24 protein-coding genes are annotated in these 26,944 nt (G+C 39.3%); 8 read left to right on the top strand and 16 right to left on the bottom strand.

What is annotated here, in order from left to right; translation table 11 throughout:
• Positions 1-18 precede the first annotated feature (18 nt).
• The 5 genes from IAR63_RS07855 to IAR63_RS07840 form a co-directional block, all read right to left on the bottom strand.
• A complete protein-coding gene (locus IAR63_RS07855) occupies positions 19-243 on the bottom strand; it encodes a hypothetical protein (RefSeq protein WP_071242329.1) in 225 nt (74 codons plus the stop codon).
• Positions 244-558: 315 nt separating this feature from the next.
• A complete protein-coding gene (locus IAR63_RS07850) occupies positions 559-4,086 on the bottom strand; it encodes an Eco57I restriction-modification methylase domain-containing protein (RefSeq protein ID WP_235678383.1) in 3,528 nt (1,175 codons plus the stop codon).
• A gap of 86 nt (positions 4,087-4,172) precedes the next feature.
• A complete protein-coding gene (locus IAR63_RS18395; RefSeq protein WP_235678382.1) occupies positions 4,173-4,682 on the bottom strand; it encodes a hypothetical protein in 510 nt (169 codons plus the stop codon).
• 85 nt (positions 4,683-4,767) lie between these two features.
• Complete coding sequence (locus tag IAR63_RS07845) at positions 4,768-5,166, bottom strand: four helix bundle protein (RefSeq protein WP_006277079.1); 399 nt, start codon at positions 5,164-5,166, stop codon at positions 4,768-4,770.
• A 155-nt stretch (positions 5,167-5,321) separates the two neighbouring features.
• Positions 5,322-8,216 carry a helicase-related protein gene (locus IAR63_RS07840; protein ID WP_187707186.1) on the bottom strand — a complete coding sequence of 965 codons (2,895 nt, stop codon included), beginning with the start codon at positions 8,214-8,216 and terminating at the stop codon, positions 5,322-5,324.
• 950 nt (positions 8,217-9,166) lie between these two features.
• On the opposite strand from IAR63_RS07840, the gene psbA (IAR63_RS07835) reads away from it, so the two are divergent.
• The 5 genes from psbA (IAR63_RS07835) to IAR63_RS07815 all read left to right on the top strand — a co-directional run bounded on the left by psbA (IAR63_RS07835) (position 9,167) and on the right by IAR63_RS07815 (position 14,218).
• Positions 9,167-10,249, top strand: a complete 1,083-nt coding sequence (psbA, locus tag IAR63_RS07835) for a photosystem II q(b) protein (protein WP_187707185.1) — start codon at positions 9,167-9,169, stop codon at positions 10,247-10,249.
• A gap of 193 nt (positions 10,250-10,442) precedes the next feature.
• Positions 10,443-11,990 carry a P-loop NTPase family protein gene (locus IAR63_RS07830; RefSeq protein WP_187707184.1) on the top strand — a complete coding sequence of 516 codons (1,548 nt, stop codon included), beginning with the start codon at positions 10,443-10,445 and terminating at the stop codon, positions 11,988-11,990.
• 290 nt (positions 11,991-12,280) lie between these two features.
• Positions 12,281-13,363 carry a photosystem II q(b) protein gene (gene psbA / locus IAR63_RS07825; protein ID WP_006277031.1) on the top strand — a complete coding sequence of 361 codons (1,083 nt, stop codon included), beginning with the start codon at positions 12,281-12,283 and terminating at the stop codon, positions 13,361-13,363.
• 207 nt (positions 13,364-13,570) lie between these two features.
• Positions 13,571-13,774, top strand: a complete 204-nt coding sequence (locus IAR63_RS07820; protein WP_187707183.1) for a 3'-nucleotidase — start codon at positions 13,571-13,573, stop codon at positions 13,772-13,774.
• Positions 13,775-13,786: 12 nt separating this feature from the next.
• Entirely contained in the window at positions 13,787-14,218 is a 432-nt protein-coding gene (locus IAR63_RS07815) for a bile acid:sodium symporter family protein (RefSeq protein WP_187707182.1), read from the top strand.
• Between the two features lie 121 nt (positions 14,219-14,339).
• On the opposite strand, the gene IAR63_RS07810 is transcribed toward IAR63_RS07815, so the two are convergent.
• The 3 genes from IAR63_RS07810 to IAR63_RS07800 all read right to left on the bottom strand — a co-directional run bounded on the left by IAR63_RS07810 (position 14,340) and on the right by IAR63_RS07800 (position 16,638).
• On the bottom strand, positions 14,340-14,723 hold the full coding sequence (locus IAR63_RS07810) for a hypothetical protein (RefSeq protein ID WP_187707181.1): 384 nt from the start codon (positions 14,721-14,723) through the stop codon (positions 14,340-14,342).
• Positions 14,724-14,933: 210 nt separating this feature from the next.
• A complete protein-coding gene (locus tag IAR63_RS07805) occupies positions 14,934-16,064 on the bottom strand; it encodes an aldo/keto reductase (RefSeq protein WP_187707180.1) in 1,131 nt (376 codons plus the stop codon).
• A gap of 76 nt (positions 16,065-16,140) precedes the next feature.
• On the bottom strand, positions 16,141-16,638 hold the full coding sequence (locus tag IAR63_RS07800; RefSeq protein ID WP_006277027.1) for a bifunctional nuclease family protein: 498 nt from the start codon (positions 16,636-16,638) through the stop codon (positions 16,141-16,143).
• Between the two features lie 400 nt (positions 16,639-17,038).
• On the opposite strand from IAR63_RS07800, the gene IAR63_RS07795 reads away from it, so the two are divergent.
• Entirely contained in the window at positions 17,039-17,713 is a 675-nt protein-coding gene (locus IAR63_RS07795) for a riboflavin synthase (protein WP_187707179.1), read from the top strand.
• 24 nt (positions 17,714-17,737) lie between these two features.
• On the opposite strand, the gene IAR63_RS07790 is transcribed toward IAR63_RS07795, so the two are convergent.
• Together IAR63_RS07790 and IAR63_RS07785 are read right to left on the bottom strand one after the other, a co-directional pair.
• On the bottom strand, positions 17,738-19,396 hold the full coding sequence (locus IAR63_RS07790) for a M23 family metallopeptidase (RefSeq protein ID WP_187707178.1): 1,659 nt from the start codon (positions 19,394-19,396) through the stop codon (positions 17,738-17,740).
• A gap of 53 nt (positions 19,397-19,449) precedes the next feature.
• Complete coding sequence (locus IAR63_RS07785) at positions 19,450-20,310, bottom strand: biotin--[acetyl-CoA-carboxylase] ligase (RefSeq protein WP_187707177.1); 861 nt, start codon at positions 20,308-20,310, stop codon at positions 19,450-19,452.
• Between the two features lie 147 nt (positions 20,311-20,457).
• Between IAR63_RS07785 and petN the strand changes: the two genes are divergently transcribed.
• Together petN and IAR63_RS07775 are read left to right on the top strand one after the other, a co-directional pair.
• Positions 20,458-20,544, top strand: coding sequence for a cytochrome b6-f complex subunit PetN (gene petN, locus IAR63_RS07780; RefSeq protein ID WP_071985122.1), 87 nt, complete (start codon positions 20,458-20,460; stop codon positions 20,542-20,544).
• Positions 20,545-20,551: 7 nt separating this feature from the next.
• Complete coding sequence (locus IAR63_RS07775; protein ID WP_096543396.1) at positions 20,552-20,713, top strand: hypothetical protein; 162 nt, start codon at positions 20,552-20,554, stop codon at positions 20,711-20,713.
• Between the two features lie 141 nt (positions 20,714-20,854).
• On the opposite strand, the gene IAR63_RS07770 is transcribed toward IAR63_RS07775, so the two are convergent.
• From IAR63_RS07770 to IAR63_RS07745, 6 genes are all read right to left on the bottom strand, one after another.
• A complete protein-coding gene (locus tag IAR63_RS07770; RefSeq protein ID WP_057178320.1) occupies positions 20,855-22,438 on the bottom strand; it encodes a phytoene desaturase family protein in 1,584 nt (527 codons plus the stop codon).
• Between the two features lie 52 nt (positions 22,439-22,490).
• A complete protein-coding gene (locus IAR63_RS07765; RefSeq protein ID WP_141303044.1) occupies positions 22,491-23,486 on the bottom strand; it encodes a DMT family transporter in 996 nt (331 codons plus the stop codon).
• Between the two features lie 4 nt (positions 23,487-23,490).
• Positions 23,491-24,813 (bottom strand): Orn/Lys/Arg family decarboxylase, encoded by a 1,323-nt coding sequence (locus IAR63_RS07760; protein WP_141303046.1) that lies wholly within the window; start codon positions 24,811-24,813, stop codon positions 23,491-23,493.
• 8 nt (positions 24,814-24,821) lie between these two features.
• Positions 24,822-26,135, bottom strand: a complete 1,314-nt coding sequence (locus IAR63_RS07755; protein ID WP_141303048.1) for a DUF3326 domain-containing protein — start codon at positions 26,133-26,135, stop codon at positions 24,822-24,824.
• 93 nt (positions 26,136-26,228) lie between these two features.
• Entirely contained in the window at positions 26,229-26,585 is a 357-nt protein-coding gene (locus tag IAR63_RS07750) for a type II toxin-antitoxin system PemK/MazF family toxin (protein WP_006277017.1), read from the bottom strand.
• Positions 26,582-26,857, bottom strand: a complete 276-nt coding sequence (locus IAR63_RS07745) for a ribbon-helix-helix domain-containing protein (RefSeq protein ID WP_057178316.1) — start codon at positions 26,855-26,857, stop codon at positions 26,582-26,584. The genes IAR63_RS07750 and IAR63_RS07745 overlap by 4 nt, the downstream gene beginning before the upstream one ends.
• Positions 26,858-26,944 lie beyond the last annotated feature (87 nt).

Genomic DNA, 26,944 nt, shown 5'->3' with positions numbered 1-26,944 from the left:
AAGTTTCTCCTAAATTTATTAATCTTCTGCTATTCCACGGGAATCATAAACTGCTTGTAAACAATCTTGAAGATCATCACCTTGCCATTTACCAACATGGCGTAAAATTGATTTACCTGAACCTAGACGTTGAGGAGGTTTTGCTTTTTTCATTTTCATGTTTTTTACCATCTTTAGCAATTCTGCTATTTCTGCTTCTGTCATGGTTTCAATTTCTGCAACGAGTTCTTCTTTAAATGTCATTTTTGTTTCTCCTAGTTTTACTAAACTTAAAAATTGTCTGAATCAGGATGTCCAGGATTTGAGGATTTTCAGGATGTTATTGATAATTTATTGGTGAATATCTAAGATTATAAAATACAATTATCATTATGGTCAACTCATAAAAGCAGATAATATAAAACTTTACATCTCATTTATTAAATATCATCCCCAAATCTCTATTTTTCATAGACAATAAAACACTTACATCCTGTACATCCTCTAATCCTGGATATCCTGATTCAGACAAAATAATTACGAATTACGAATTACGAATTACGAATTACGAATTACGAATTACGAATTACCCCACGCTTCTAATACTAATCTTTGGGTTCTATATTCTCCATATTGTTTGATTTCATTGTTCTTTAAAACTCTAAATGTTTCACTAGGAAAATCTACACCATATACATCCGCAGGATCTAATATATATCTCAGTTCATCACGGGTTAAACCATAAAGTTTAGCGTAATATGCGTCTAATTCTGCTCTGATTAATGCACGTCTGTTAGGATTCCAAACGAAGGGTTCACCCTCATATCCCATGTCTAATGCGAAGGGTTGCATATCCCAGGATGTGTACACTAATTCTAATACGCGGGGGGCAATATATTCTATGTCTTTTTCTGTGTATCTTTCTGGGGGAATAACTGGAAGTTGTTTGACTATGAAAAAACTAAAGCTAGTTCCTCCCAATTTTTGACGAGTGACAAAATCAAAAACTAAACTATTAACATTAGCTAGAAATAAACAATAAAATTGAGGTTTATTTTGTTTTAACAAAACCAATGGTGCTTTATTATTTACAGCAACTTTAGGTAATAAGCTAAAAATTGCAGTACGTTCATCAGTTGAACGACAAATATCTCTAAAACCTAACAACCAATTTTTATCCCATCTCCCACTTAACTTATTTTCAACTTCCTTTTTATCTACCCAATAACGAGGTTTAATAGTAAAAGATAAATCGCTTTTTTCATCATCTGTTAAATCACGAGTATCACCATTATCTGTATAATTCGCCCAACGGTGATCAAATTGATGAAACATTTTCGCTTCATATAATGGGACTTTCAGATCCGGGACTTCTTCAATAAGTCCGGGATCTTGGGTGTGAAATAACCCGCTATCATTAGCCATATGAAACATACTCATAAACGAAAAATTCCAAGGGTTAATTCCCGTTTTCTCATTTTCCAAAACTGGCACATTTTGATATATCTTTTTAGTTAATTCCGCATCTTTGCTAGTTCTAAAAACTGGACAAGTGAGAGTATTAGGATTAATTAATGCTATATCTTGCGGTGCAAGTTGAAACAACCGCGTTTGATTTTCTAATTGTTTAGGTTGAGTTAAGAAAAAAGCAAAATTACCCCGTTTTATTGCTTGACTAGTCATAGCAAGTAAAGAAAATTTCATTCTGCTATCTACAGCAGTAAATAATTTTTCTCTATTTTCAAAATCATACAAACTTGCTAAATTCTGCTTTTGAATTAAATCACCAAAAAACCGTTTACAAGTATCATCAGTAGCAATACCAGTGGGAACAATTACCCCAACCCTACCATTACTATTAATTAACCTTCTCATAGTTTCTGCAAACACAGCATAAGTATTAATATCACCCACAGCAGTTAACGGAAATCTCCCCGACTCTCGAATAAACCTACTTTGTGCTTCCGCATCATGTTTAGCATCCTCAAAAGCTTGCGCCAATGCTGGATTTTTCTTAGGTAATTCCTTAATCAACTTTTCCCGTGCTGCTTTATTTTGTGCATTAGCAATTTCTAAACTGCGAGAGGCGAAAAACTCCTTTTCTTGTAACTTAATTCTCTCCCAAGGAGGATTACCCAAAACACAACTAAAACCGCCATCTTCAAACACTTCTGGAAACTCTAAAGGCCAGTGAAAGAAATTATATTTACTAGCTAAATTATTCGCAGCATCAATTAACCCTTGTAATTCATAATTCGTAATTCGTAATTCGTAATTAGATTGAGAATTGAGGATTTTTTGGACAGTTTCGCGTTTTAATCTGTCTAGGGTTGCTGTAGTTGGTAAAAGTTGTAAATTATGTTCAGTTAGATACATGAAAAAAGCCGCAGTCCATAAATTACAAGCTGCTTTTTTCAACCACCAATGATCATCTAAAAGATTATCCTGATATTTTTTCTCTTTTTCTTTAACTTCCTCAGGTGTATTTTCAGAAAAGTTCGCTAATTCTTGCCATAATTTAGCAAAGATGTAATTATGATCAGCAGAAGTTTCAAAAATAGATAATTGTCCTTGACTGTCTTTTTCTTTTTTATTCCGCTTTTTCAAATTTGTAGATAATTTCTTATCATCTCCTGTGACAGGTGTAAAAGCATTATCTGGAATGCCATCATTTAAACAATCTAAATCTAATACCCCCACCAAAGAATTACCGCATTTAATTCTATGGTCTAAAAAATTCAATGGTTTATCAGTAGAAAACCCTTCTATCCATAAAGCCACCTTACACAAATCTACCGCCAAAGGGTTTAAATCTACGCCATAAATACAATTTTGAATTACATCTCTAATGGCAATTCTTAAATATTCTGGTGCTGGTTCTGCTTCCCCAGTTCTAATTTTCGCTAATTCCTTACCTATGCGTCGTGCTGCTGCTAATAAAAAATGTCCAGAACCACAAGCGGGATCTATGACTTTAATACTTAATAGAGATAATTCGTAATGCTCCCTTCGGGAGAGCTTCGCTAACGTAATTCGTAATTCGTAATTCGTAATTCGTAATGCTCCCTTCGGGAGAGCTTCGCTAACGTAATTCGTAATTTCAGACTCCGTATTATTACCCGACTCTCGACTCCCGACTCCCAACTCCCTATTATTCGACTCCCGTAATTTTTCTTCTATTACTGGTTCTAATGCGGTTTTTATTAACTGTTGGACAAGTTGGGGAGGTGTGTAATAAGAACCTGTGGTTTTTCTATCAGTTCCAAAAATTAAGTTAAATTCATAAATTCCTTGGCTGTTATTAACTTGTGGGTGAAAATCTAATAAACTTTCATACACACTACCCAACTCTTCCACATCTAAAGCAGCATAATTTACCCGTCGTAATTGTCCCTTATCTTCATACAAAGATAAACAACGAATGGCAGTTAATAAATCATAATTATCAATACCACAATCATCTAAATCTGTCAATGTTTGTGAACCAAACAAACCACCATTTAAAGGCGATAAACCTAAAATTCTACCGCGCCAATCTTCATCAAATAATTTAAAAGTGACTCGTAAACCTTGCCAAATATCTTGAAAACCTTCCCGACGATAGCGGGGATGTTCCGCTAATTCTCTTAATCTTTCAATGCTGTAATATTTAAGATAGATTCTCGCTTTTTCTGCGTCTTCTCCTACCAATAATAAATTACGGGATTCTGCCACCATTAAGAATAAGAGACGATAAATTAATCTTAATAATTGACGATAATAAATTAATTCATAATTCGTAATATTTCCTTCGGAAACCCTACGCGAACGTAATTCGTAATTATTAGATAGTTTTTGGCGGAGATTTTCACTATCACGATGTTGTAAAAAACCATTACCTAGATGCACCAAGGCTTTTTCTACCCCATCCCGCAGTCTGTCGCGTACCCTTCCCCCTTGCTGTAAACTCTCTTGATGGTAATATTCTAACCAGCATTTATCCGCATCATCCGCAGTTTCCGGTAAACGGGAACGGTGGAAAAGCCGATAAAATAAACTAAATTCGGCAAAGTTCTCACCATTAAGAATCTGCTCTAGGTCAAATTCGATATAAGTAAGACGAGTCATCAAAGAAGAATCGCGTAATAACCGCCAACGTAAACCATTAGTGGTGATAGCCCAAAGATGCTCAGTCTTGTTGAGATATTCCTGTACTAAAGCGTGTGCTGATAATCGAGGTGTACCACTAGGAGGACGTTTATCAATATCCAGACGACAACCAATAATGTGGATCGGGGGATAATTCGTAATTCGTAATGCTCCCTTCGGGAGAGCTTCGCTAACGTAATTCGTAATTCGTAATTCGTAATTGAAGAGTCGGATGGTAATACTGCACGATGGGAGATAGCATAGGTTTGTTCTTCCACTACCTCAGCTTTCGGGGTATATACGGGGATATAACCAAGACTACGTAACAAAGGAACAGCCCACATTTCACGGGTAACGCTAGTAGCAGTATCTTCAGCGTTTAACCTTTCTAATTGACGTTGAAATGCGACCCAATAAGACTTAACATCACCCCAAGCGATCGCAATTTCATCTTCAAGCTTATCAGTTTTAGATAACCCAAAATCTGATGGTGTTTGTCCTTTGATATTACCTGTTAATAGTTCAGTGGTAATATCAGGTGTTAATAGGTTGCCTTCAAATTGAATACCAATCATAGTTTTAATTCGTAATTCGTAATTCGTAATTCGTAATTCGTAATTCGTAATTCGTAATTCGTAATTCGTAATTCGTAATTCGTAATTATTTTTCTTTGAGTTTTTTGGTAGAAGCGACCAAGATTTTCCCAATTTCGTTAGCTTCTTGGAGAAGAGAAGTAAATTTTGGTTTACTCACCAACTCTGATTCTATTAATATTTCTAACCAATATTGAGTTTCTCTAGCTTCTTTAAGAGCTATTTCTAATTTATGAATAAAGTCTTTATCAGATTGAGCAGATTGAGATTCTCTAACATTTGCACCAATGGAAGTACCAGAACGAAGTAATTGTTTAGATATTGTCCGATAAACTCCTGATTTTTCATCAAGAAAGTAACAAGCCTTAATAATTCTAATAGCAAATTGTTTTGTTCTATCTGTAATCGTGATATGATTGTTGGTTTTGATATTTACATTTGCATTTGTGTTTGTCACCTTTAACATCCTCCCTTGCTTCTTCTTTCTTAAATTACGAATTACGAATTACGAATTACGAATTACCAATTACGAATTACGAATTACAAATTACCAATTCAGTTTTCATGACAATTTTGGTAACGGGTAATTAATAATTCTGTACATCCTAATTCCGACAAAAATTATAAACTATTTTTACGTTTCCCTGGTTGTAAAATGTACACACCTAATAAATCCATCGGTAATTGTGGTGTAACCTTAACATCCACCTCTTTAGTAATTTTCCTCACTCGTTGATGCGATTCATATAAAGAAAACGATCGCTCTTTGGCAAACACTTCTAAATCTGCTTTTAACTCATCAAAAGAATTTAAAAAATCCTCAATTTCCTGTTTAGGATTAACAGCATTCCCCACAGGGTTAGCTTGTTCCAAAAAAGCTTTTGCTTCCAGTGGTGCTAACCAAACCGGGTTAGATGGTGGACCCGTAAACCCAACTACTACACATTCTTCTCCTAATAGTTCATAATTTCGCTTCTCAGAATTTCCACTTTCACTTAACTTACGATTACTAACTTTCTGTTTTAATAAATGTCGCAATCTAAATAACAATAAGGTAGTCCGTTTACTCACAGTATTCGTAATTGTAAAACCACATCTAGCAACTAAATCATTCTGATTATTCAGTAAAGCTACCTCTAAAATGTGCCGTGCTAAACCTTCAACCAAAAGATGATTTCGCCCTACATATTCCACCCCCTCCGGTGCAGGAGTAGTGAAAGTAATTAGACGTTTTTCATTACCTAAAACGGGTTGTAAAAAACTGGGAATTGACGGTAATAACCATGCTCGCTTTTTTTCAATCAAACCACAATTTAACTTTTCACAAGCATTTTTAACAAACCTTTCTACATCTTTTTCATTACCTAAAATTTCATCAGATTCTAATAACTCCTGTTCAACTTCTGTAGGTTTAATTGCCTTTTGGGCAAAACGAGTCCGACTGATCTTCTCCCTTTCTACGGCCTTATCCCATTGTTTATGCACCTGTTCAACAGCAGATCCATCATCTAACAAATCCAATAAAGATAACTGTTGTGCATCCGTACTTTTATCAAATAAAGACTTAAACACCGCTTCCGAAACAGTGATACTATCCACTGGCACTGGAACAGTAATTCCCAGAGTTTTATGTATTTGTACTGCTTTGCGAATTAAAACCTCTAAAACCGCCCCATCTACAGGATTATCTTGACCATAAAGTAAACAACTTTTCACCTTTTCTGCTATTTGTCCATAACGGTCAATTCTCCCTTCTCTTTGTTCTAAACGGTTGGGATTCCAAGGTAAATCATAATGAATAACCGCACTAAAATGAGATTGTAAATTTATCCCTTCACTCAAACAATCAGTTGCCACTAATATCCTTTGAGGATAGGATTTTAACTCGTTTAATTTTACTTCTCTCTCATCTTCTGACTGTTCCCCATGAATGGCAATTACCCGAATTTGAGAACCTTTCTTTTCTAACTTCTGCTTTAAATTTTCAGCCACATAATTAGCTGTATCAACATAACGACACCAGATAATTGGATGATGATTATTTGCTAAAAGATTCTGCACATAAATAGCACAAGCTTGTAATTTTTGGTCTTTATTACCCTGTAATTTTTCCGCAGCTTGAATAAAACCCCGCAGTTTGCGTTTATCAATATCTTTATAACTCCGCTGTCCCTGTTCTACGACTACAGTGGGTGCAGCATCTACCGCTTGTTCCAAGTCCGTAGGATCATAAACATAAGAACTGAATAATTCGTAATTATTATTTTCCGACTCCCACATTTCCCCCAACTCCCGACTCCCAACTCCCAACTCCCGATTTAAACTACGATTTAAAGTAGAGATCGCAGCAGCAGGGGAAGACATCACACACCGAATTAAAGCCAAAGCTGACCAATAACGCCCCTGACGTTGGCCATAAGTCATATCTACCGTAGTAGTTCTTACTAACCCCCGTGCAAAATTATAAACTTCCTCAAATAGTTCTTTATATTCCTTAGATAATTTATAGGGTTCTTCATCAGATTGACGTTCTGGAAAAGGTGTTTGATTACCCAACCACAATTTTACATCTGCACGTCGTCGTTGGATAAAATGACCAGCTAAATTATCTCGTTCTGTTTCTGTGAGTTTATCCAAAGTCAAATCAGCAAACTCTGCTTTTAATAAACCCAATAAAGATAAAAAAGATTCCTCAATTCCACTATGGGGAGTAGCAGTGAGTAATAATAAATGACGGGATCTTTTTTCAGCTATTTCGGTAATTAATTGATGTCGTTGTTGTTGGGATGTAGTCTTATTACTAGCACGGGTACAAGTATGAGCTTCATCTACAATCACAAAATCTGGGCAATGTTCAATAAAACTGGCTTTTCGCCGTTCTGATTTGGCATAGTCTAAACTAACAATTATATGACGATAATAACTAAAAATATGAGAACCATTAGGTATTGCCCTTTCTAATTTAGAAGCTGTACCAGAACGAACTACCACAGCATCAATATGGAATTTTTCTCTTAATTCTTGTTGCCATTGATCACATAAATGGGGAGGACACAATACAGCAATTCTGGCAATTTCTCCCCTGTCTAATAATTCTCTGACAATTAAACCAGCTTCAATAGTTTTACCAATGCCCACATCATCAGCAATTAATAATCTGACTGTTTCTAACCTTAAAGCCATTAACAATGGTACTAATTGATAGGGACGAGGACGCAAGGACAACCTACCCAAACAGCGAAAAGGACCCGCCCCACTCCGTAATAAATGCCTTGCAGCATCCATCAATAATAAAGCTGCACTGTGGTCTTTTATACTGTCAGCAGTAGGTTTAGGAAAGGTAGCTGGTTCTAGGGTTTCTAGGTTTAAGTGCCGAAAAATACCAATAATTTCCTCTTCGTTGCCACTCAGGGGACAAAGGCGGATTAAGTCTGGGTTTTCATCTGGTAATACTACCCATTGCCGACTACGACAGCTGACAATGAAACCAGGGCTATAATTTAATGTATCTGTCATTGTTTTCCCGTGTTACCAATGTTAACAGTATTGACGCTACCATCGCTAAAAGCGAGGGATTCCCTGTTCATCCAGTTACCTTATCTAGGAGACCTTTGAGGGTATTAGGGGGAATGTAAATGGTCATAGGTTTAAATTTGCACAGACTTACCCTACCACTCGACTCTTAGCTGCAGCTACTTGGTTGGGTGAGTCTGAATTGGCACGAACTGAGATCATATAGACCGTCAAAGCTCAGAACCTTATTGTTCAGTTTGTGTCTCATTTAGATGTGATCGGCATTGACTATTCTGTATCAACATAACATGGTATCAGGTTTTTTAAAAAAGTCAAGGGCTAGAGTTTAGGTTGGATTGAGAAAACCCAACAAGGAATTCCCTCTAGTTTGGCAGATATTAAACAAGAAAGGTAATTCCAACACGGACCAATGATTAGAACTTAGTACAGACAAAACAAATCCTAAAATTGAAAGACTTGAAACCCAAACTCTCCCAACAGTTCCTCAGTATTAATCTCAAGAAGGCGATCTCCCCTAAGGAGTGCTTCGCAATCGTCCTAAAATTCCTGTCACTTTTTTATCTATACACAACTTAACTATATCATATCCCATCCTGGGTACTTTGACTGGAGTTTATACTAACAAAAGGAGCGATCGCATTTTTTATCATAATTCCTATAATAGTGTATATACAAAAATAATCAAATCAAAGTCTATTCAATATTCTACCTAATACAAACAATCAGTAAAAAGCTAACTTGAGCGTTAGGACTAGTAACTTAATACCCGGAAACCCCTACCACATATAGGAAAATCCCTAATTGGCAAAATTATGAAAAATTTTGTAGAAACCCCTTTACAAAACTAAACATCTGTCTTAATATAAGTTCATAAGGTAGAAACACCTACCTGAACATACATAAACCTCCGGTTAAACCGCATTTATAAAACCATGACCACTGCCATTCAACAGCGCCAAACCGCTAACGTATGGGATCGCTTTTGTGAATTCATCACCAGCACCAACAACCGCCTTTACATTGGCTGGTTCGGCGTGTTAATGATCCCCACCCTTCTCGCAGCTACCACTTGCTTCATCATTGCTTTTATTGCTGCTCCTCCCGTGGACATCGACGGTATTCGCGAACCCGTAGCTGGTTCCTTGATGTACGGTAACAACATCATCTCCGGTGCTGTGGTTCCCTCCTCCAACGCTATTGGTTTGCACTTCTACCCCATTTGGGAAGCTGCATCCTTAGATGAATGGTTATACAACGGTGGTCCTTACCAACTAGTAATTTTCCACTTCTTGATTGGTGTAGCTTGCTACCTAGGTCGTGAATGGGAATTATCCTTCCGTCTAGGCATGCGCCCTTGGATTTGCGTAGCTTTCTCCGCTCCTTTGGCAGCTGCTACCGCAGTATTTTTAATCTACCCCATCGGACAAGGTTCATTCTCTGATGGTATGCCTTTAGGTATCTCTGGAACCTTCAACTTCATGATTGTGTTCCAAGCAGAGCATAACATCCTCATGCACCCCTTCCACATGTTAGGAGTAGCAGGTGTATTCGGTGGTAGCTTGTTCAGCGCTATGCACGGTTCCTTGGTAACATCTTCCCTAGTAAGAGAAACAACTGAAACCGAGTCTCAGAACTATGGTTACAAGTTCGGACAAGAGGAAGAAACCTACAACATTGTAGCAGCACACGGTTACTTCGGTCGCTTGATATTCCAATATGCTTCATTCAACAACAGCCGTTCACTACACTTCTTCTTGGCAGCATGGCCAGTAGTAGGAATCTGGTTTACAGCACTGGGTGTAAGCACCATGGCATTCAACCTGAATGGATTTAACTTCAACCAATCCATCATTGATTCTCAAGGTCGTGTAATCGGTACATGGGCTGACGTAATCAACCGCGCTAACCTAGGTATGGAAGTAATGCACGAGCGTAATGCGCACAACTTCCCCTTAGACCTAGCTGCTGGTGAAGTAGCACCTGTAGCATTAACCGCTCCCGCAATCAACGGTTAATAACCAATACTGGTAAATGAAAAGCTCCTCACCTAGTGGGGGGCTTTTTTTATGGCATATTATTTGAGTAATGCCATGAGTTGAGGGTGTTGGGTTTCGTATTAAACTCAACCTACGTTAATCTTATATTTAATTCCACTGACCCACTTAGAATAAAATCGGTAAGGTTATTTTTTAAAAACTCCTTCTCACCATGCCTAAACACTTTAACACTGCTGGTCCTTGCCAATCTGACATCCACTATATGCTCTCCCCCACGGTTCGACTACCGGACTTGAAAGCACTAATTGATGGTCGCAATTACTTTATCATTCATGCACCGCGACAAGTAGGCAAAACCACCGCTATGATAGCCCTAGCTCAAGAATTGACTGATAGTGGGGAATACACCGCCATCATGCTTTCTTTAGAAGTAGGGGCACCCTTCTCTCAGGATCCGGGTATGGCTGAACGTGCAATTTTGGATGAATGGCAAGAATCCGCTTGTGTTTACCTACCAACTAATCTTCACCCACCCCGTTGGCCACCATCTCAACCCGGGCGGCAAATTGGAGCCGCATTAGCCAGCTGGGCTAAGGTTGCTACTCGTCCCCTAGTGGTTTTCCTGGATGAAATTGATGCTTTAGCAGATGAAACATTGATTTCTGTTCTCAGACAATTACGCTCAGGTTACAATCGTCGTCCCCGGGCGTTTCCCCATTCGGTGGGGTTGATTGGTATGCGGGATGTGCGGGACTATAAGGTTAAATCCGGTGGAAGTGAAAGACTCAATACCTCCAGTCCTTTCAATATCAAGGCTGAGTCTTTAACCCTCAGTAATTTTACTTTATCAGAAGTAGAAGAACTTTACTTACAACATACGCAGGCTACGGGACAGGTGTTTACCATAGAAGCAATTCAACAGTCATTTTATTTAACCGATGGACAACCGTGGTTAGTAAACGCCCTAGCTCGTCAAGCTACCCAGGTTTTGGTGAAAGATATCACCCAACCCATTACCGCTGAAGTGATTAACCGAGCCAAGGAGATTCTCATTCAGCGCCAGGATACCCATTTAGATAGTTTGGCAGAGCGATTACGGGAAGATAGGGTCAAAACCATTATTCAACCTATGTTATCTGGATCCGACTTACCGGATACCCCGGAGGATGATCGCCGTTTTTTACTAGATTTAGGCTTGGTAAAGCGTAGCCCTTTGGGCGGACTAACCATTGCCAATCCCATTTACCAGGAAGTGATTCCTCGTGTTTTGTCCCAGGGTAGTCAGGATAGCTTACCCCAAATTCAACCCACTTGGTTAAATACTGACAATACTCTAAATCCTAACAAACTATTAAATGCTTTCCTAGAGTTTTGGCGACAACATGGGGAACCACTACTCAAAAGTGCGCCCTATCATGAGATTGCTCCCCATTTAGTTTTAATGGCATTTTTACATCGGGTAGTGAATAGTGGTGGTACGTTAGAACGAGAATATGCCATTGGTTCTGGAAGGATGGATATTTGTTTACGCTATGGCAAAGTGGTGATGGGCATAGAGTTAAAGGTGCGGAAAGAAAAGTTAGATCCGCTAACCCAGGGTTTGATCCAATTGGATAAATATCTGAATGGTTTAGGATTGGATACAGGTTGGTTAGTGATTTTCGATCGCCGTCCCGGATTACCACCCATGGGAGAGAGAATTAGTACGGAGGAAGCTATTAGTCCGGGGGGACGCACTATTACCGTCATTCGCAGTTAGTCGCGAAGCACTGGGTATGCGAGATCGCCATTGTTGTTTAAATCATTAATGTTGGGTTTCCTAGCGTCAACCCAACCTACAAACTTAAAAACTCGTCTATATACATATAAAATACCTCCAGGAGGCGAAAACCCCCACCATTTATGGCAAAATCCCTAATTGGCAAAATTATTAAAAATTTTGTAAAAACCCCTTTACAAAACTAAACATCTGTCTTAATATAAGTTCATAAGGTAGAAACACCTACCGGAACATACATAAATCTCTCGTAAAACCGCAATTATAAAACCATGACCACTGCCATTCAACAGCGCCAAAGCGCTAACGTATGGGATCGCTTCTGTGAATTTATCACCAGCACCAACAACCGCCTTTATATTGGTTGGTTCGGCGTGTTAATGATCCCCACCCTTCTCGCAGCTACCACTTGCTTCATCATTGCTTTTATTGCTGCTCCTCCCGTGGACATCGACGGTATTCGCGAACCCGTAGCTGGTTCCTTGATGTACGGTAACAACATCATCTCCGGTGCTGTGGTTCCCTCCTCCAACGCTATTGGTTTGCACTTCTACCCCATTTGGGAAGCTGCATCCTTAGACGAATGGTTATACAACGGTGGTCCTTACCAACTAGTAATTTTCCACTTCTTGATTGGTGTAGCTTGCTACCTAGGTCGTGAATGGGAATTGTCCTTCCGTTTAGGCATGCGCCCTTGGATTTGCGTAGCATTCTCTGCTCCTTTGGCAGCAGCTACCGCAGTATTCTTAATCTACCCCATCGGACAAGGTTCATTCTCTGATGGTATGCCTTTAGGTATCTCTGGAACCTTCAACTTCATGATTGTGTTCCAAGCAGAGCATAACATTCTCATGCACCCCTTCCACATGCTAGGAGTAGCAGGTGTATTCGGTGGTAGCTTGTTCAGCGCTATGCACGGTTCCTTGGTAACATCCTCCTTAGTAAGAGAAACAACTGAAACCGAATCTCAGAACTACGGTTACAAGTTTGGACAAGAGGAAGAAACCTACAACATCGTAGCAGCACACGGTTACTTCGGTCGCTTAATATTCCAATATGCTTCATTCAACAACAGCCGTTCACTACACTTCTTCTTGGCAGCATGGCCAGTAGTAGGAATCTGGTTTACAGCACTGGGTGTAAGCACCATGGCATTCAACCTGAATGGATTTAACTTCAACCAATCCATCATTGATTCTCAAGGTCGTGTAATCGGTACATGGGCTGACGTAATCAACCGCGCTAACCTAGGTATGGAAGTAATGCACGAGCGCAATGCGCACAACTTCCCCTTAGACCTAGCTGCTGGTGAAGTAGCTCCTGTAGCATTAACCGCCCCCGCAATCAACGGTTAATAACCAATACTGGTAAATGAAAAGCTCCTCACCTGGTGAGGGGCTTTTTTTATGGGTAAGATCAGGAGAACTTGTCAACGAAGAAGTTGAGGGTGCGGAATGAGGAATCGGGTCAGGTTAGGTTAATTTTTGTCAACTTTATTTCTTCAGATAAATATTTTTGATTACAATAATACCGTTCATTGAGGAAAAATACTGAGGGAAATAATGACTCAAATTACAGAAAAACTCAAAAAGTTTACGATTTTGCATTCCAATGATATGCACGGCGACTTTTTAGCGGAGGCTAAAAGCGGAGAAGGTAATTTGGTTGGTGGGTTGTCATTACTTTCTGGTTATATTAATAAAGTGCGTCAAGATGATGATACTAATAGCATTGTGGAGAGGTTGCTAGCAGTTAACAGTTTTTAAAAACCTTAATCAATGGAATCCAATATCTTTACATCCCTGATCTTACCTATCGCCTTAGGCACAATGATGCTTGGTATGGGGTTGTCCCTTGTGCCAGAGGACTTTCAGCGAGTGGGTAAATACCCAAAGGCCGTGGCAATTGGGTTAATCAGTCAGTTGTTCATACTGCCCCTCATTGGATTGGCGATCGCAAAGCTTGTACCCATGCAACCTGCGATCGCTACAGGTTTGATGATTTTGGCCTTATGTCCGGGGGGAGTTTCCTCAAATTTGGTGACATTTTTGGCAATGGGTGATGTAGCTTTAAGCGTCACACTGACAGCTTTAAGTAGTTTAATTACCGTATTTACCATTCCCATTTTTGCAAATTTGGCCAGTCAACATTTTTTTGGGCAAGGTGCAGTGGTGGAGTTGCCAATACAGAAAATCAAGTACGCGTGTTAAGCGATCGCATTTATTGGATTGTGTAATTTGAGAGTGCGATCACCGTAGCTATACTGGTCTAAGTTTAATTTGCCGTATAGTTTTAGATGGAGCATCCGTGGGTTTGGCGTTCAACCTAAACCTAATCATAGAATTCGTAACTACCACCTGACAATTTGCAAATATTGATATCATATTTTTTCACAACATCACCATCAGCAAATTTGGCTTGAAAGTCATAGATACAAGTTGTGCGCTCATCATTGATATTAATTTCTATTGCCTTTCCAGATTGCAAAACATCATCACCCAAGATATCGTTTTCCCAATTTTTCACCCCACTAGGAGAAGCATAAAATTCTGTCATGTTTACACGTGTTTTATTTTGCAACGAAAAAGTAATGTCCCCAGTATTTTCTGATACCTGAGAAATTTTTTCAGCTAAAACTTTTGATGTGTCACTTAGTACGCTAGGAATAACCAAACCTGCTACAGTCAAAGCTGTGAAAAGCGCTCTTAGTTTCATAGTTTTTATAACCTCTTTGGCTTAAAATAATAATTCTTAACCATATCTTACTTTAAGGTTAAAATAATATTTCGTAATCATATCTTAATACATGGCTGCTGTAGTGAGTTTTTAGGTACATTGAGCAAGAAGTGCTATATTGTATTAATAAACTTAGTACAAGATTTGCACCTTCCTGTTAGGACATGTGGAGTGTAACATGTGGATGGTTTAATCCCATAATCTTCTGCTAGCTTTGCCATTTAATGTTTCATGGGCATTCTGCAATAAATGGGGAATATCTAAATTCTCGGGACATTTGGGTAAGCAATCACCACAGTCTGTACATCGGTTTCCCTTCATACCAGGAAACCAATGACCAGCATTTTCTAGCATTCCATAACGATATTTGCCATAATCAATCATATTGTAGGCAACTGTTAGATTTCGTAACCTTAAAATCTCGGGGATGTTGATATTTTCCGGACAGGGTAAACAATCATAACACTGACTGCATTTATCAGTTCCCAAAATTTGAGTCTGGTAATTTTCTAAGTTTTTAAAAACTTTGACTTCTGCTGGTGTTAAATTACTAATATTATCAGAAACTGCTAAGGGTACAGTTAATTCCTCTGGATTTGCAGCACCTACACTTAGGGTGGTAATTCGCGAATCACTCAACAAAAACCGATAATTCAATTCCAGAGGGGTGAAGGGTTGACACAGTTCCTTTAATTTATCCGATGGTGTATACAGTCTCCCACCCTTATCTGCAGGAGAAATAATAAATACACCCATATCTTTTTCTTTTGCTGCTGCAACTGCTAAATTATTGCGCTGGAAAAAATAATAATAATGCAAATTCACAAACTCAAAATAATCTGTATTAATGGCATCCAAAATAATCTTTAAACTACCATGGGTAGAAAAACCAACATGTTTAATTCTACCATCGTCTATTGCTCTTTGTATAGCTTTCATACAGCCATTATTAGACTTTACCCATTGCCAATGCTGCTCTGTATTCAAGCCATGAATACCCAAAGCATCTAAATAATCAACATTTAGTTTCTGTAAAGACTCATCAATATGTCGCTCCATAGTGCTGTTATCTGCACAAGGAGGGATTTTAGTCGTAATATAAAATTGACCTCGGGGTACTGATAAACCTGTTTTAATAGCCGTACCTAAATACTCCTCACTTTTACCGTAACCCCTAGCAGTCTCTAAATGATTTATTCCCCATTCTAAAGCCTTTTCTATAGTGTGATGGAAAATTTCCACATCAGTTATACACCGCATTGTCCCCAGGGAAAACACGGATAATTCTAAATTAGTTTTACCAAAACGACGGTATTTCATGACCTAAATTTAGAGAGTAGTTCCACTATAGAAATGGCTGTAGAAGAAGCATGATCAAAAATGGTCAGTGAGCACCTTAACCATCACTGTTGCCAAATCGTTTAATTAAATCCTCCGGACGAAGATTGGAAACAAATTCCCGAAACGCTTGTTGTTCAGCTTCATCAGCATCACGGTTTACAGGAATAGAAGCATCCGCCACCACTTCTTCCATCACCCAAATAGGCGAATTGGTACGTAAAGCAATGGCGATCGCATCACTAGGACGAGAATCAATCTCCTTTTTCACATCACCTTGCTGAACAATTAAAGCTGCATAGAAAGTATCCTTTTGTAAAGAATGAATAATGACCTTTTCTAGGGTCATATCCCACACTTCCAAAATATTGACCATGAGGTCATGAGTTAAAGGTCTGGGTGGTTTTTGATGCTCCATAGCACCCATGATAGCTCTAGCTTGCTCTTGACCAATGTAGATTGGTAAAGCTCGACGATCTGAACTATCTTTCAGGAGTACGATCGGGCTGCGGGTTATGGCATCTAATGCTATACCAGCGACTCTCATTTCAATCATTGGCTAACCCTCTAAAATCCTTGTCTAGCGTGAGTGCTACGTGGTAGAAATTGCCCTTGAGCCAGTTATGTGAGACAGAAGCAAACATAAGGTTTTTCTTCTCTATAATGACTTGTATTAGACTGCTGGATAAAACCCAGACCATCTGGACTTTATCTAGACTTTATTGTTCCTAATGACCTAGGCCAAATTATGCTCCTCCACAATTATTATCTTAATCAAGTATGCCTTGAGATTGATGGGAATGTGTGAATTTTAATCGGTTGGGAAAATTTTATCAATTGTCTGGAAGTGTGTGGAAGATTGGAGAAGTTTTGAAGATTTTTATGGGCAATTATTGCTTTTTTTTCCTCAAAGCCGCAGATTGTGACACAATTAGAGTTAATTTGGCAGGTTAATTATGTTTACAGGCTTGATTCAAGGATTAGGTAGGATTAAACCTTTATCAGGAAATTTATGGCAGATTACACTTATTCATCCGTTAACAAGTCCTACAAGTACAATTATCAAAGATTTAAGTTATGGTGATAGTGTATCCGTAGATGGTGTATGTCTAACAGTAGAAGAACTTCTCCAAGAAGGCTTTATCGCTACTGCTTCACCAGAAACCCTACAGCGAACAACTTTAGGCACGAAGGAGGTTCAGAGTAGATATGTGAATTTAGAAACCTCCCTGCGCGTGGGGGGTAAAGTAGGGGGTCACTTTGTTATGGGTCATGTGGATGGAATTGGTGAGTTAGTTTCCTCAGCACAAACGGCCAGCTCTTGGGAAATGACCTTTATTGCACCACCTGACATAGCTCGCTATATTGTTCCCAAAGGTAGCATCGCCATTAATGGCATTAGTCTCACGGTGGCCAGATATCAACCTGAACACTACCAGTTCACTGTGGCCGTAATTCCAGTCACATACTCAGAAACTAATCTTAACTGTTTAGTCCCTGGCAGTTGGGTGAATCTGGAAGCAGATATTCTCGGTAAATACGTAGAAAAATTCCTTTCTATGTCATACCAAGAACATCAAGCTCCAGAGGAAATCACACCAGCGTTTTTAATGGAAAATGGTTACGTCTAGGCTTATGCCATTATGGAAACAGCTTTATCGTAGTTGTTTGCTTTGGGATTTGTAGTTGTAGGCAACTCTACTATAAAGACTATTCATTCCGGCCTGTAACTGCATGCTAGGATCCACAGCAACCCAGCCATTGGCAGTCAGGTGACGAACCTCAAAATGAAGGTGGGGACCTGTGGAGTTGCCCGTGCTACCCACACGACCGATGATCATTCCTGGCTCTACCCATTGTCCAGGACGGACTAAAATTTCTGACATGTGACCGTAAAGGGTTTGTTGTCTGTGGTTATGATTAATGGTTACTGCTAAACCATAACCACCCATCCAATCAGCCATTTCTACTTGTCCCTTCTCTGCTGCTAAAATTGGTGTTCCTGTGGGTGCGGCAATGTCCATCCCAGCATGGAAACGGCGATCGCCTGTGATAGGATGTGTTCTCCAACCAAATAGGGAGGTAATAGGCGCTGCAAAGGATAAGGGAAATGTAACACCGGAAATACTACCGGAATTAGTACTATCAGCAAAGGAAGTAATATAAGGGACTTGTGGTAAAACCGATGCCAGGTCAAAATCATAGGCAACCTTACTGGGACGGGGTGCCACCTTTCCTTCTATCATTGGTGGTGGTAGAGTGCCAAAACTGGGAGTAATTGGAGTCACCGTTGTGCCAGAGGAAAATTCTCTGGGGTCAGGTATGCGAGGTCGATTATAGCTAGTCTTTGTGGAAATTCTTCCCATATAACCCTGTTTCCCCCCGCTGGTATGACGACTACTGGAATTGGATCCTAGACTATGCCAATTTTGGGAATTATTCACAGTAGCAGCTAAGGAATTGACAACTTCCTCAGACTTCTGACTTTGGGGTCTGGGACTGCTATTATTAGTGCTCAGTGCATTTTCACCGGGTACTGTTTTAAGTGGGCTTTTACCTAAGTTCACAGGTGCACTTTTCTTTAGCCAAGTAGGTGCTGACTTTCGGGTAGAGTTCGCTACTGATGAATTAGTGGGATTTTTGCCACCACAAGTGCCAACAGATTTCCCTGACTGAGAGATTACCGCTTTACAATCTTGAGTTCTTCCCGTAATTTCCACGGAACTAGGTGCATCATATTTAACAGTACTATTTCCGTTATATTCCGTGGGATCAATTTGAGTGCTATTATAGTCCTTACCTGTATTCCCGTTGTCACTATTATTGGGTTGACTAGTCACTGGAATTACTAGTGTGGATGTTTCTGGGATAGGTTGAGTACTAGGTAATGTTTCAGGTTGGGACTTTAGGGCGGGAAGTACGGGAACTTTCAGGATTACTGAAGTTGGAGAACTTTCTGACCTAGATTCAGAATTCCCCTCTGTTGGAACACTTTCAAGATTTGAGTTAACTTCTGAACTCTTCCCCTGGGTTTGCACACCAGTTTTCAATTCCGTCACCTTTGATTCCACGGGTAGGGATCCCTGATCATTTTGCCCCTTATCTCCCAATGTGGTTGGTTGAGAAACTTCCACTGTAGAGACAATATTATCTACTGGCGATTCGGTTTGGGCAAATACAAAACCCCCACTTAGTAGGCTAATACTGCTCAACCAGGATAAAGTTTGAGCTGGTACTGTAGAAGCAAAGCGTTTGGCTGTTAAGTCTTGATTATACTGTTTTTGCTTTTTAGTAGATCTATGGGAATAGGGCATTTTTTCCTTATTTGTGGGTAAGTTTAAAAATAGTATGGACAGATTAAAAACAACTAAACAGAGAATTGAGTGTAACCCAAACTGATTGTACCTGGTTCAAGAGAAATTTCTCCTTGGATGAGTTCCTCTCTATTACCGGATGTTTGTAGGCGCAAATGACCTTGGGGTGTAACCCCGACCACGGTAGCTAAAACACCAGTTTCAACTAAATTATTCTCATTTTCACCTGAAAATGGGATATTGACACATACTTGATCACCCAAATTGACAAGTAAATCCAGATAACGGGACACAACAATGCTTATTCCTTCGTCTTGTAAACAATCCAGACCGGACTGTATTCCCAGTAAAACCTGAGCAGCAAGCATTTCCAGTCCAGAAATTGGCCACAAATTCTCGTTTTGCCAAGAATGTAGGTTAATACCGGTTTCTGGCACGGGATTTTTCCAGTTGACACCTACGCCAATGACCACCTGGGTAATTTGTCCTCGTTGAACTTTAGTTTCTGTTAAAATGCCTCCCAGTTTACGACGATTTAATACTAAATCATTTGGCCACTTTATTCTTGCTTCCACGCCACAATTTTTTAACTGGGATGCAATTCCCCAAGCACTGGCTAAAGTTAGTTGATACCCATTGGCAACTTCCAGTTGTAAAGGTATGCCCAGGGAAATATATAATCCGCCTTGGGGAGATAACCATTGTCTTCCCCACTGTCCCTTTCCCGCAGTTTGCTGTTGGGCAATCACTACACATCCCCGTTTTTCCCCTTGACTCAACAATTGCCACGCCGTTTGATTTGTTGATGGTAAACTTTCAAAAACGTGCACAGAACTGAGTAAATGTGGCTGTTGTTGTTCTGATTCTAAGTGACGTTTCCAGTAGTGTTTCAAAAGTTGTTGATTAAATTCCACTTTAACTTTCCTAAATGGCAATTTTCTACCACTTGCCATAACGCTGACATTTCCGGTATAGCAGAAAGCTTTGCCAACAGCAAAGAGTTTTGCCACCGAATTTCTGATAAAATAAGAAAGTGTGGTTTGTTTTTAAAAAGTAGAACTATGATTTTGACACTAGGTTGGGTATCGCTAATGGTCGTCTTTACATGGTCCATTGCCATGGTCGTTTGGGGACGTAACGGACTGTAGGGTAACTGTGGAGAGTTCATTACTGAATATTTTAGCTGTAGTTGCCCTAATGTTACTAGTAGGGGTTACAGGCGGTGTAGTTTATTTAACCTTAGCTGATTGGCGCGATCGCCGTCGTCGAGAGGAAGAAAACCGAGAAATGAACCGCAGTACAGCCAAACGACGTTGATTACTAGATAGGCTTTCTTGGCTACAGCTACATCCGACAGGGTTGAAAACGGTTACAGTTTAAAGCTATAAGACCTTTACATGATAAAGGTCTTATAAATGTTGAAAAATGTGGGTATATGGGCAATAAATTGAGAGCTATTCAGTACCCGAGTATTTTCATAGCTGCATTGTGACCGGGTATTCCACTTACGCATCCTCCCCGTTTAGCGCCGGAACCGCATAAAAATATGTTATCGAAACCAATTTCTACACCCCACATTCCACGTTCTTCTTCACTTTCTACAAAAGGCCATGAGAGAGCTTGATGAAATACGTGACCTGTGGGAATACCCATTTTCCTTTCCACATCTACTGGAGTGGTAATATCAACACAAAAATCGCCATTTTCATCCCGGGCAATACAATCTTCTATCGGGTCTAATAAATATTGATTAACCGCTTTTAGATAAAGTGCCAACACTTTCTTTTTATTTGTTTCATTATCTGGAATAAATAACGTGTAAGGCATTTCTAAACCAAATAAAGTTAAGGTTTGATAGCCTTTTGCCTTCAGGAGTGGGGATAGAATAGAATTATCTGTTAGGCTATGACAATAAAACTCTCCAGGTGGTTGTTCTGGGATTACTCCTTGAATTGCCATGTTGTAGCTGTGGATAATGTTTTGATAGCCTTCATTGATATGAAAGGTTCCAGTAAATGCTTGCACAGAATCGTAATTTGCCCTCGGTCGAGGTAGTTTGCTTAGAACCATGTTAATTTTGACAAAAGAACCTACATCTTTAGGGTCGTTAACAACCTCATAGCCAGGCAATAATTGTGAGAGTTTTTTTGGTGCGATGTTGGCTAAAATATAGTTTCCCCTGACATAGCTTTCCTGATTATTGTATTGAAATTGAACGATTGCTTGCTCAGGATCTGGGTTGATTTTAATAACTTCAGCACAGTTTAAGATATCCACACCAAATTTTTGGCATTGGGTAACAAGTTGTTGTGTTAATTTTCCCATCCCTCCAACTGGGACACACCAATCTCCCGAACCGTTGGCAATGAGATGATAAAGAAATGTCCGATTTTGTTGCAATGAGGGATCGTGGGGATGGGCAAAGGTACCAATTACTCCATCAGTTAATACTAAACCTCTAACCAAATCACTGTCAAAGAACTCTTCGATTGCCACTCCTAAAGGTTGCTCGATAAATAATTTCCAAGCTAATTTTTCCTCTTCCGTCTGAAAGCGATTTTTAATTTCTTCTCTGGTCTGCATTGGTTCTAGCAAAGATGGCCAAATATGCTTGCCCAAATATTTTTGCAGTCGATGAAATTTGCAATAACTATCATATTCATTCAAATTTCCCGTCAGTTGCTCAAAGGAATTTTTCGTGATGCTCTGCGAACTATTACTAATCAACAAACCTTGATGTTTTCCATTTTTTTCAAAGGGACTAAAGGAAGCTGGATCTCTTTGTCTGAATTGAAAATCTAAGTTGAGATCAGAGACTATTTTTTGGGGTAACATTCCCACAAGATAAGCATAAACTGAAAGTTGAGCTTCAATACCAGGAAATAGTTGTTCTGAAACAGCTGTCCCCCCTACTTTATCTTGCTGTTCTAACACCAAAACAGAGCGACCTGCTTTGGCAATATAACAAGCGGCAATGAGTCCATTATGTCCGCCGCCAGCAACTACTACATCATAACTTTTTCGTATATTTAAAGATTGCACAGTGTTTCTACTCCTATATTTTCACCTGTGTTTCTCACTTAATGAGTCTAAATTAAGCATCAGAGATTTCGTTAGCCATGACCGCATGTTCGGAAATGGTTAATTGTCCAATATCGAATGATATTGCCAAATACAGACCGAACAAAATCACGGTAAATGCAACAAAATTGAGCCAAGACAATGTTTCTCCAAATATCCACCAGGAAAGGATCCCTGTCAAAATTGGATCTATTAAGAAAACTAGGGTAACGAAAGATGCAGATAACTGCTGGAGACTATAGATTTCTAAAAAGTTAACGACAACAGCATTAATTCCTAAAACCACAGGACCATACCACCCATGCCATGATAGGGGAAATAATTGCTCACCATTGATTAAGGCTATGGGTAGTGTCAGGATAATTCCTAGCCCATAACACCACAACATTGTAGTTACACTACTAACCTTAATTCTGACTCTTTCCACAGTCATTAAAAATCCGCAAAATGCGAGACTGGAAAATAAACTGACCAGATCTCCTTGGATTTGTCCCACCTCAAACTTGAGGTCATTTAACCCTAATATAATTATTCCCCCCCCAGCTATCAAACCACCTATGATGAAGTGCTTATTGAAGTATTTTTTGAAGAAAAACCATTCGACTATTCCGGTAAAAAATACGGATAAATTATGCAGTAATGCTGAGTTGGCCACACCAGTATGCACAAGCGACCAAGACCACAAAACTGTGGTGGTTGCTAGAAAAAAACCTGACAATAACAATAGAAATACCGTTTTATTACAAATGGAGCATAACTTTTGCTGACTCATCTGACTGAATAGATTTTGATTTTTCATCAGAAGTTGTCGTGGATTTTTCAAAATATTCCATAATAGCAAAATCATTGCTGCTATCCAATAGCGGTTGAATATGGTGGAAACTGGTCCTATTTCTTCCTGGCATGTCCGAATCAGTATTGGTGTAAAAGCAAAAGTCAAAACAGCTAATGATATACTACCTATTGGTAGCCAAGGTGATTTTTTTTGTTGTTCTTGCAATTGTATCATAAAACTAGTGAATAACTTCCACGCAATGATCAGATGTTAAATGTTGCAGATGCCAGTTTGTAATTTCTTCACCCGGTATTAAAACAGCAATTCCCGGCGGAACTTTGAGAATAGAGCAGCTACTAATCCTACCCAATGCTTGCTCAATTGGCAACTTTTCTTTTGGACTAAAGAAAGCATCCTTGGGTAAAATTTTGATCTGAGGATGACGACTGGAGTAATTAGGTGGTAAAACATTCCTAACTTCCTTCTTTTTAAGAATTGGTACGAGTTTGGCAAAGGACTCTTTAACGAGTTCAAAGTCTTTTGAAGTGTGACGAAAGGAGAAAATTAATAGTAATCCTTCTCCATTAGCAAACTCTCCATCTATACCCTCTTCATACAACAGTTTTGCCAACTCTTCTCCCGTGGCACGATCACTTTGTAAATAAATTTTAAAAGGATCCCTAACTTGAGGATCATAGGTTAAAACTCGACCATAATTATCAAGTTGATGCCGGACTTGATTGCACTCATAGATTACTTGTTTAAATAACGCCTGTCCAGATTCTGAATAACCATGATTAATCGCATCCTCAATACTTAACATTAACAAATTACTCCGGGTTGTGGTTTCAAATAATGCCAAACTCCCCATCATTTGTTCTACACTAAACCGGGAACATTTAGGTAAATGCAATAAAGCTGTTTGGACTAAACCTCCTACATATTTGTGTAGACTATGGGTAACTATATCCGCACCAAAAGTTATCGCCGATTGCCATTGTTTTCCCAGAAAGGGGAAATGACTTCCATGGGATTCATCTACCACTAAAGCAATATCATTTTGGCGACAATAATGAGCAATTTCAGCTAAGTCAATTGTTACCCCCTCATAGCTCGGGTTGGTTAACAATAAGGCCGATACGCCACTAACTTCTAAGAAAGCAATCACTTCGCTAGCTGTTGGCATAAGGGATTTAGACGCAATAAAATGGGGATCTAGCCCGGCTAAAACAATGCCACTAATAGTGGAAATATGGCTATTAATAGCAATTGCCACCCTTTTATTAAAAGTACCCAACAAGGCGCAGGCTGTTAATACTCCTTGAGTACCTCCTCCAGTTAGCCAGAAAGTATGCTTTGTCCCATACAACTCGGAAAAATATTTTTCTATGTTTTCCGTGCGAGATCTCGTTAGAAAAGTAACATCGTACTGGTAAATTTCTGACAGATGATCCATATTTTTACCAATTCCTTGATGAGCAGGAGTATAAAGATTTACTCTGACATCACAATTATGAGAGGAGATAAACTCATAGGTAGAAGGTGATTGATTCCGATCCATAGGTAGTTTTAGATGAAAATTGGCTTAAGTTGTGGAATTGGACGAGTTGTACTCTCCGGTAAAATACCATTTCGTAAAGCCAGCAATAATCCTGCTGCTTCCATATAGCTACGGACACGATAAATCTTTCTGTTTTCAGTTTCGGGGATTTGCAATAGTTCTGGGGTAATTTTATATTGAGTTGTATTATCTTTGACTAGAATAATTGGAACACCTTGATCTAAACCAGCAAAGAAAGGAATATTCCCTACAGTTGTTTCAGGCATAACTAATGCTGAAATATTTTCTACGGATATTCTGGTTTCACCGGGCGCTATTGGGGTGTCAAAGCTAACTGGACGTGGAGAATTTGTTAATCCACTTAAGGGCGAACACACGTAAGCACTGGAAATTAATTCCGCTCCATCTCTGGGGTCTACTAATTTGCCAAATCCTGTATGTTCCAACTCTAATAGAAGAGGAGCATGGGCGGCGGTAAAAGGATAAAAATTAGTAATTGTATGGGTAAGAATTGCTTCTGCACCACCCCAGGGATTGGGGATGGATTCTCCTTTATAGTAGGCTTGACGAACTCGATCATCTACTAATAAAGTGCTTACTAAAGCTACTGCTCTAGCGGATGAATTTTCTATTACATCTAAAGCTTTTATTAACTCTTCAATTCCTTTGAACTCTCCTGAAGCATTACCGTACTGAGAGTAAGTACATTTGGTTTCAATGGCTCCCCCCGTTACTATCACCGGGTCAATGTTAATGCCACCAACAGCACGTAAACCATTGAGAGCATTCAAAACATTATTTAAAAATCTTTCGTCTGTAGGTTTTTCAATAATCGCCGCTATATTGGTGCGCTTTTCTGGAATAATACCAATATTCCCTAGAAGTAGCTGGCAAATCAAATTACCTTCTAAGTAAAGAACATTATCCTTAGCAAAATACACATCGGAAGCGGTTACCGCATTAGGATTTGTTACAACATAGTCACAAGCAGCAGCTAATAAATTAGTGCTAGGAGTAGCATCTCCCGCAAAGCCTCCAATTTCTGCCCTAACTCCTGTGGGAACAATACTAACAGCAACAAAGGGACGATTTGAAACCCGTTTACGAACGTTAATTTCTAATAGAGATGGCCAAGTTAATTTTTTTTCTATGGCAATAAAACTGCATTCAAACGAAAGCGTGTCATCCTGAGCTGATGTTAAAATGACTCGAATGGGAATTCCCGGTAAGGGAAGTTTCATGATTTCTTGGGCTATATTCTGCCATGTCCGTCGTTTTGGGACACAATTAATTTTGAAGTCCTTAGTGTAAATCTTAGTCATTATTTTTTTCCAATAGATCAGCAATATACTAGCAGGACATTACTGAAATTTCTCCCCTTTTTTCTTTTTGAGAAATCCCGGTTATTAACTATATTAACTACTATTTTCTCCTGGTAAATCCAAAGCAATTAATAAAGCCTGGGCCAGATGGGCCATAACCACCTCAGAAAGCACACCACGTAATCGCAAAAAGCGCGTTTTCGATAAAACCCGCACCTGATCTGCCATTGCGACCGAATCTTTCCTGAGACCACCATCTGGTGCTAAAATCAAAACCTGGGTGGGATAAACCCGCTTGCCCGTTTGATAGGTAGTACATGGTACTGCTAAAACAACCGGACTAGATAGATTAATCACGTCACGACTCACAATAATTACTGGACGGGTTCCTCCCTGTTCAGAACCTTCAGTCATTTCAAGACGCGCATCATAAACTTCACCCCTTCTCATCGTGGAGATTCCCCTAGCCGCAACGCTTCCCATTGCGCCGTAGCAAATTCCACCTCCATCCTTAAAACTTCCGTTTGATAATCTGGGTCTCTAGTCATTTCCGCTAAAGCGGCATCAATTTCAGCTCGTTTTTGTGCTGCTAGTTCTCTTTTCAGAGCTCGCACCACAAAGTCATTGCGATTTTTAGCTTTGCCTTCTAACACTGCTTTATCAGTTGCTTCTAGCAATTCTTTAGGTATGGTTAACGTTGTGCGAATAGTTTCTACTTTCATGGCGCGTTCAATTTGTGATGTCTGAAGTGATGCCTTATATGATATCGTTTTCAGCATACATTAAGAAACAAAAGATTTCAGATTTTA

The sequence above is a fragment of the Cylindrospermopsis curvispora GIHE-G1 genome (assembly GCF_014489415.1).
Taxonomy (GTDB): domain Bacteria; phylum Cyanobacteriota; class Cyanobacteriia; order Cyanobacteriales; family Nostocaceae; genus Raphidiopsis; species Raphidiopsis curvispora_A.
Note: the sequence above shows the minus strand (reverse complement) of the source record. Positions and strands in the feature narration are given on the sequence as shown.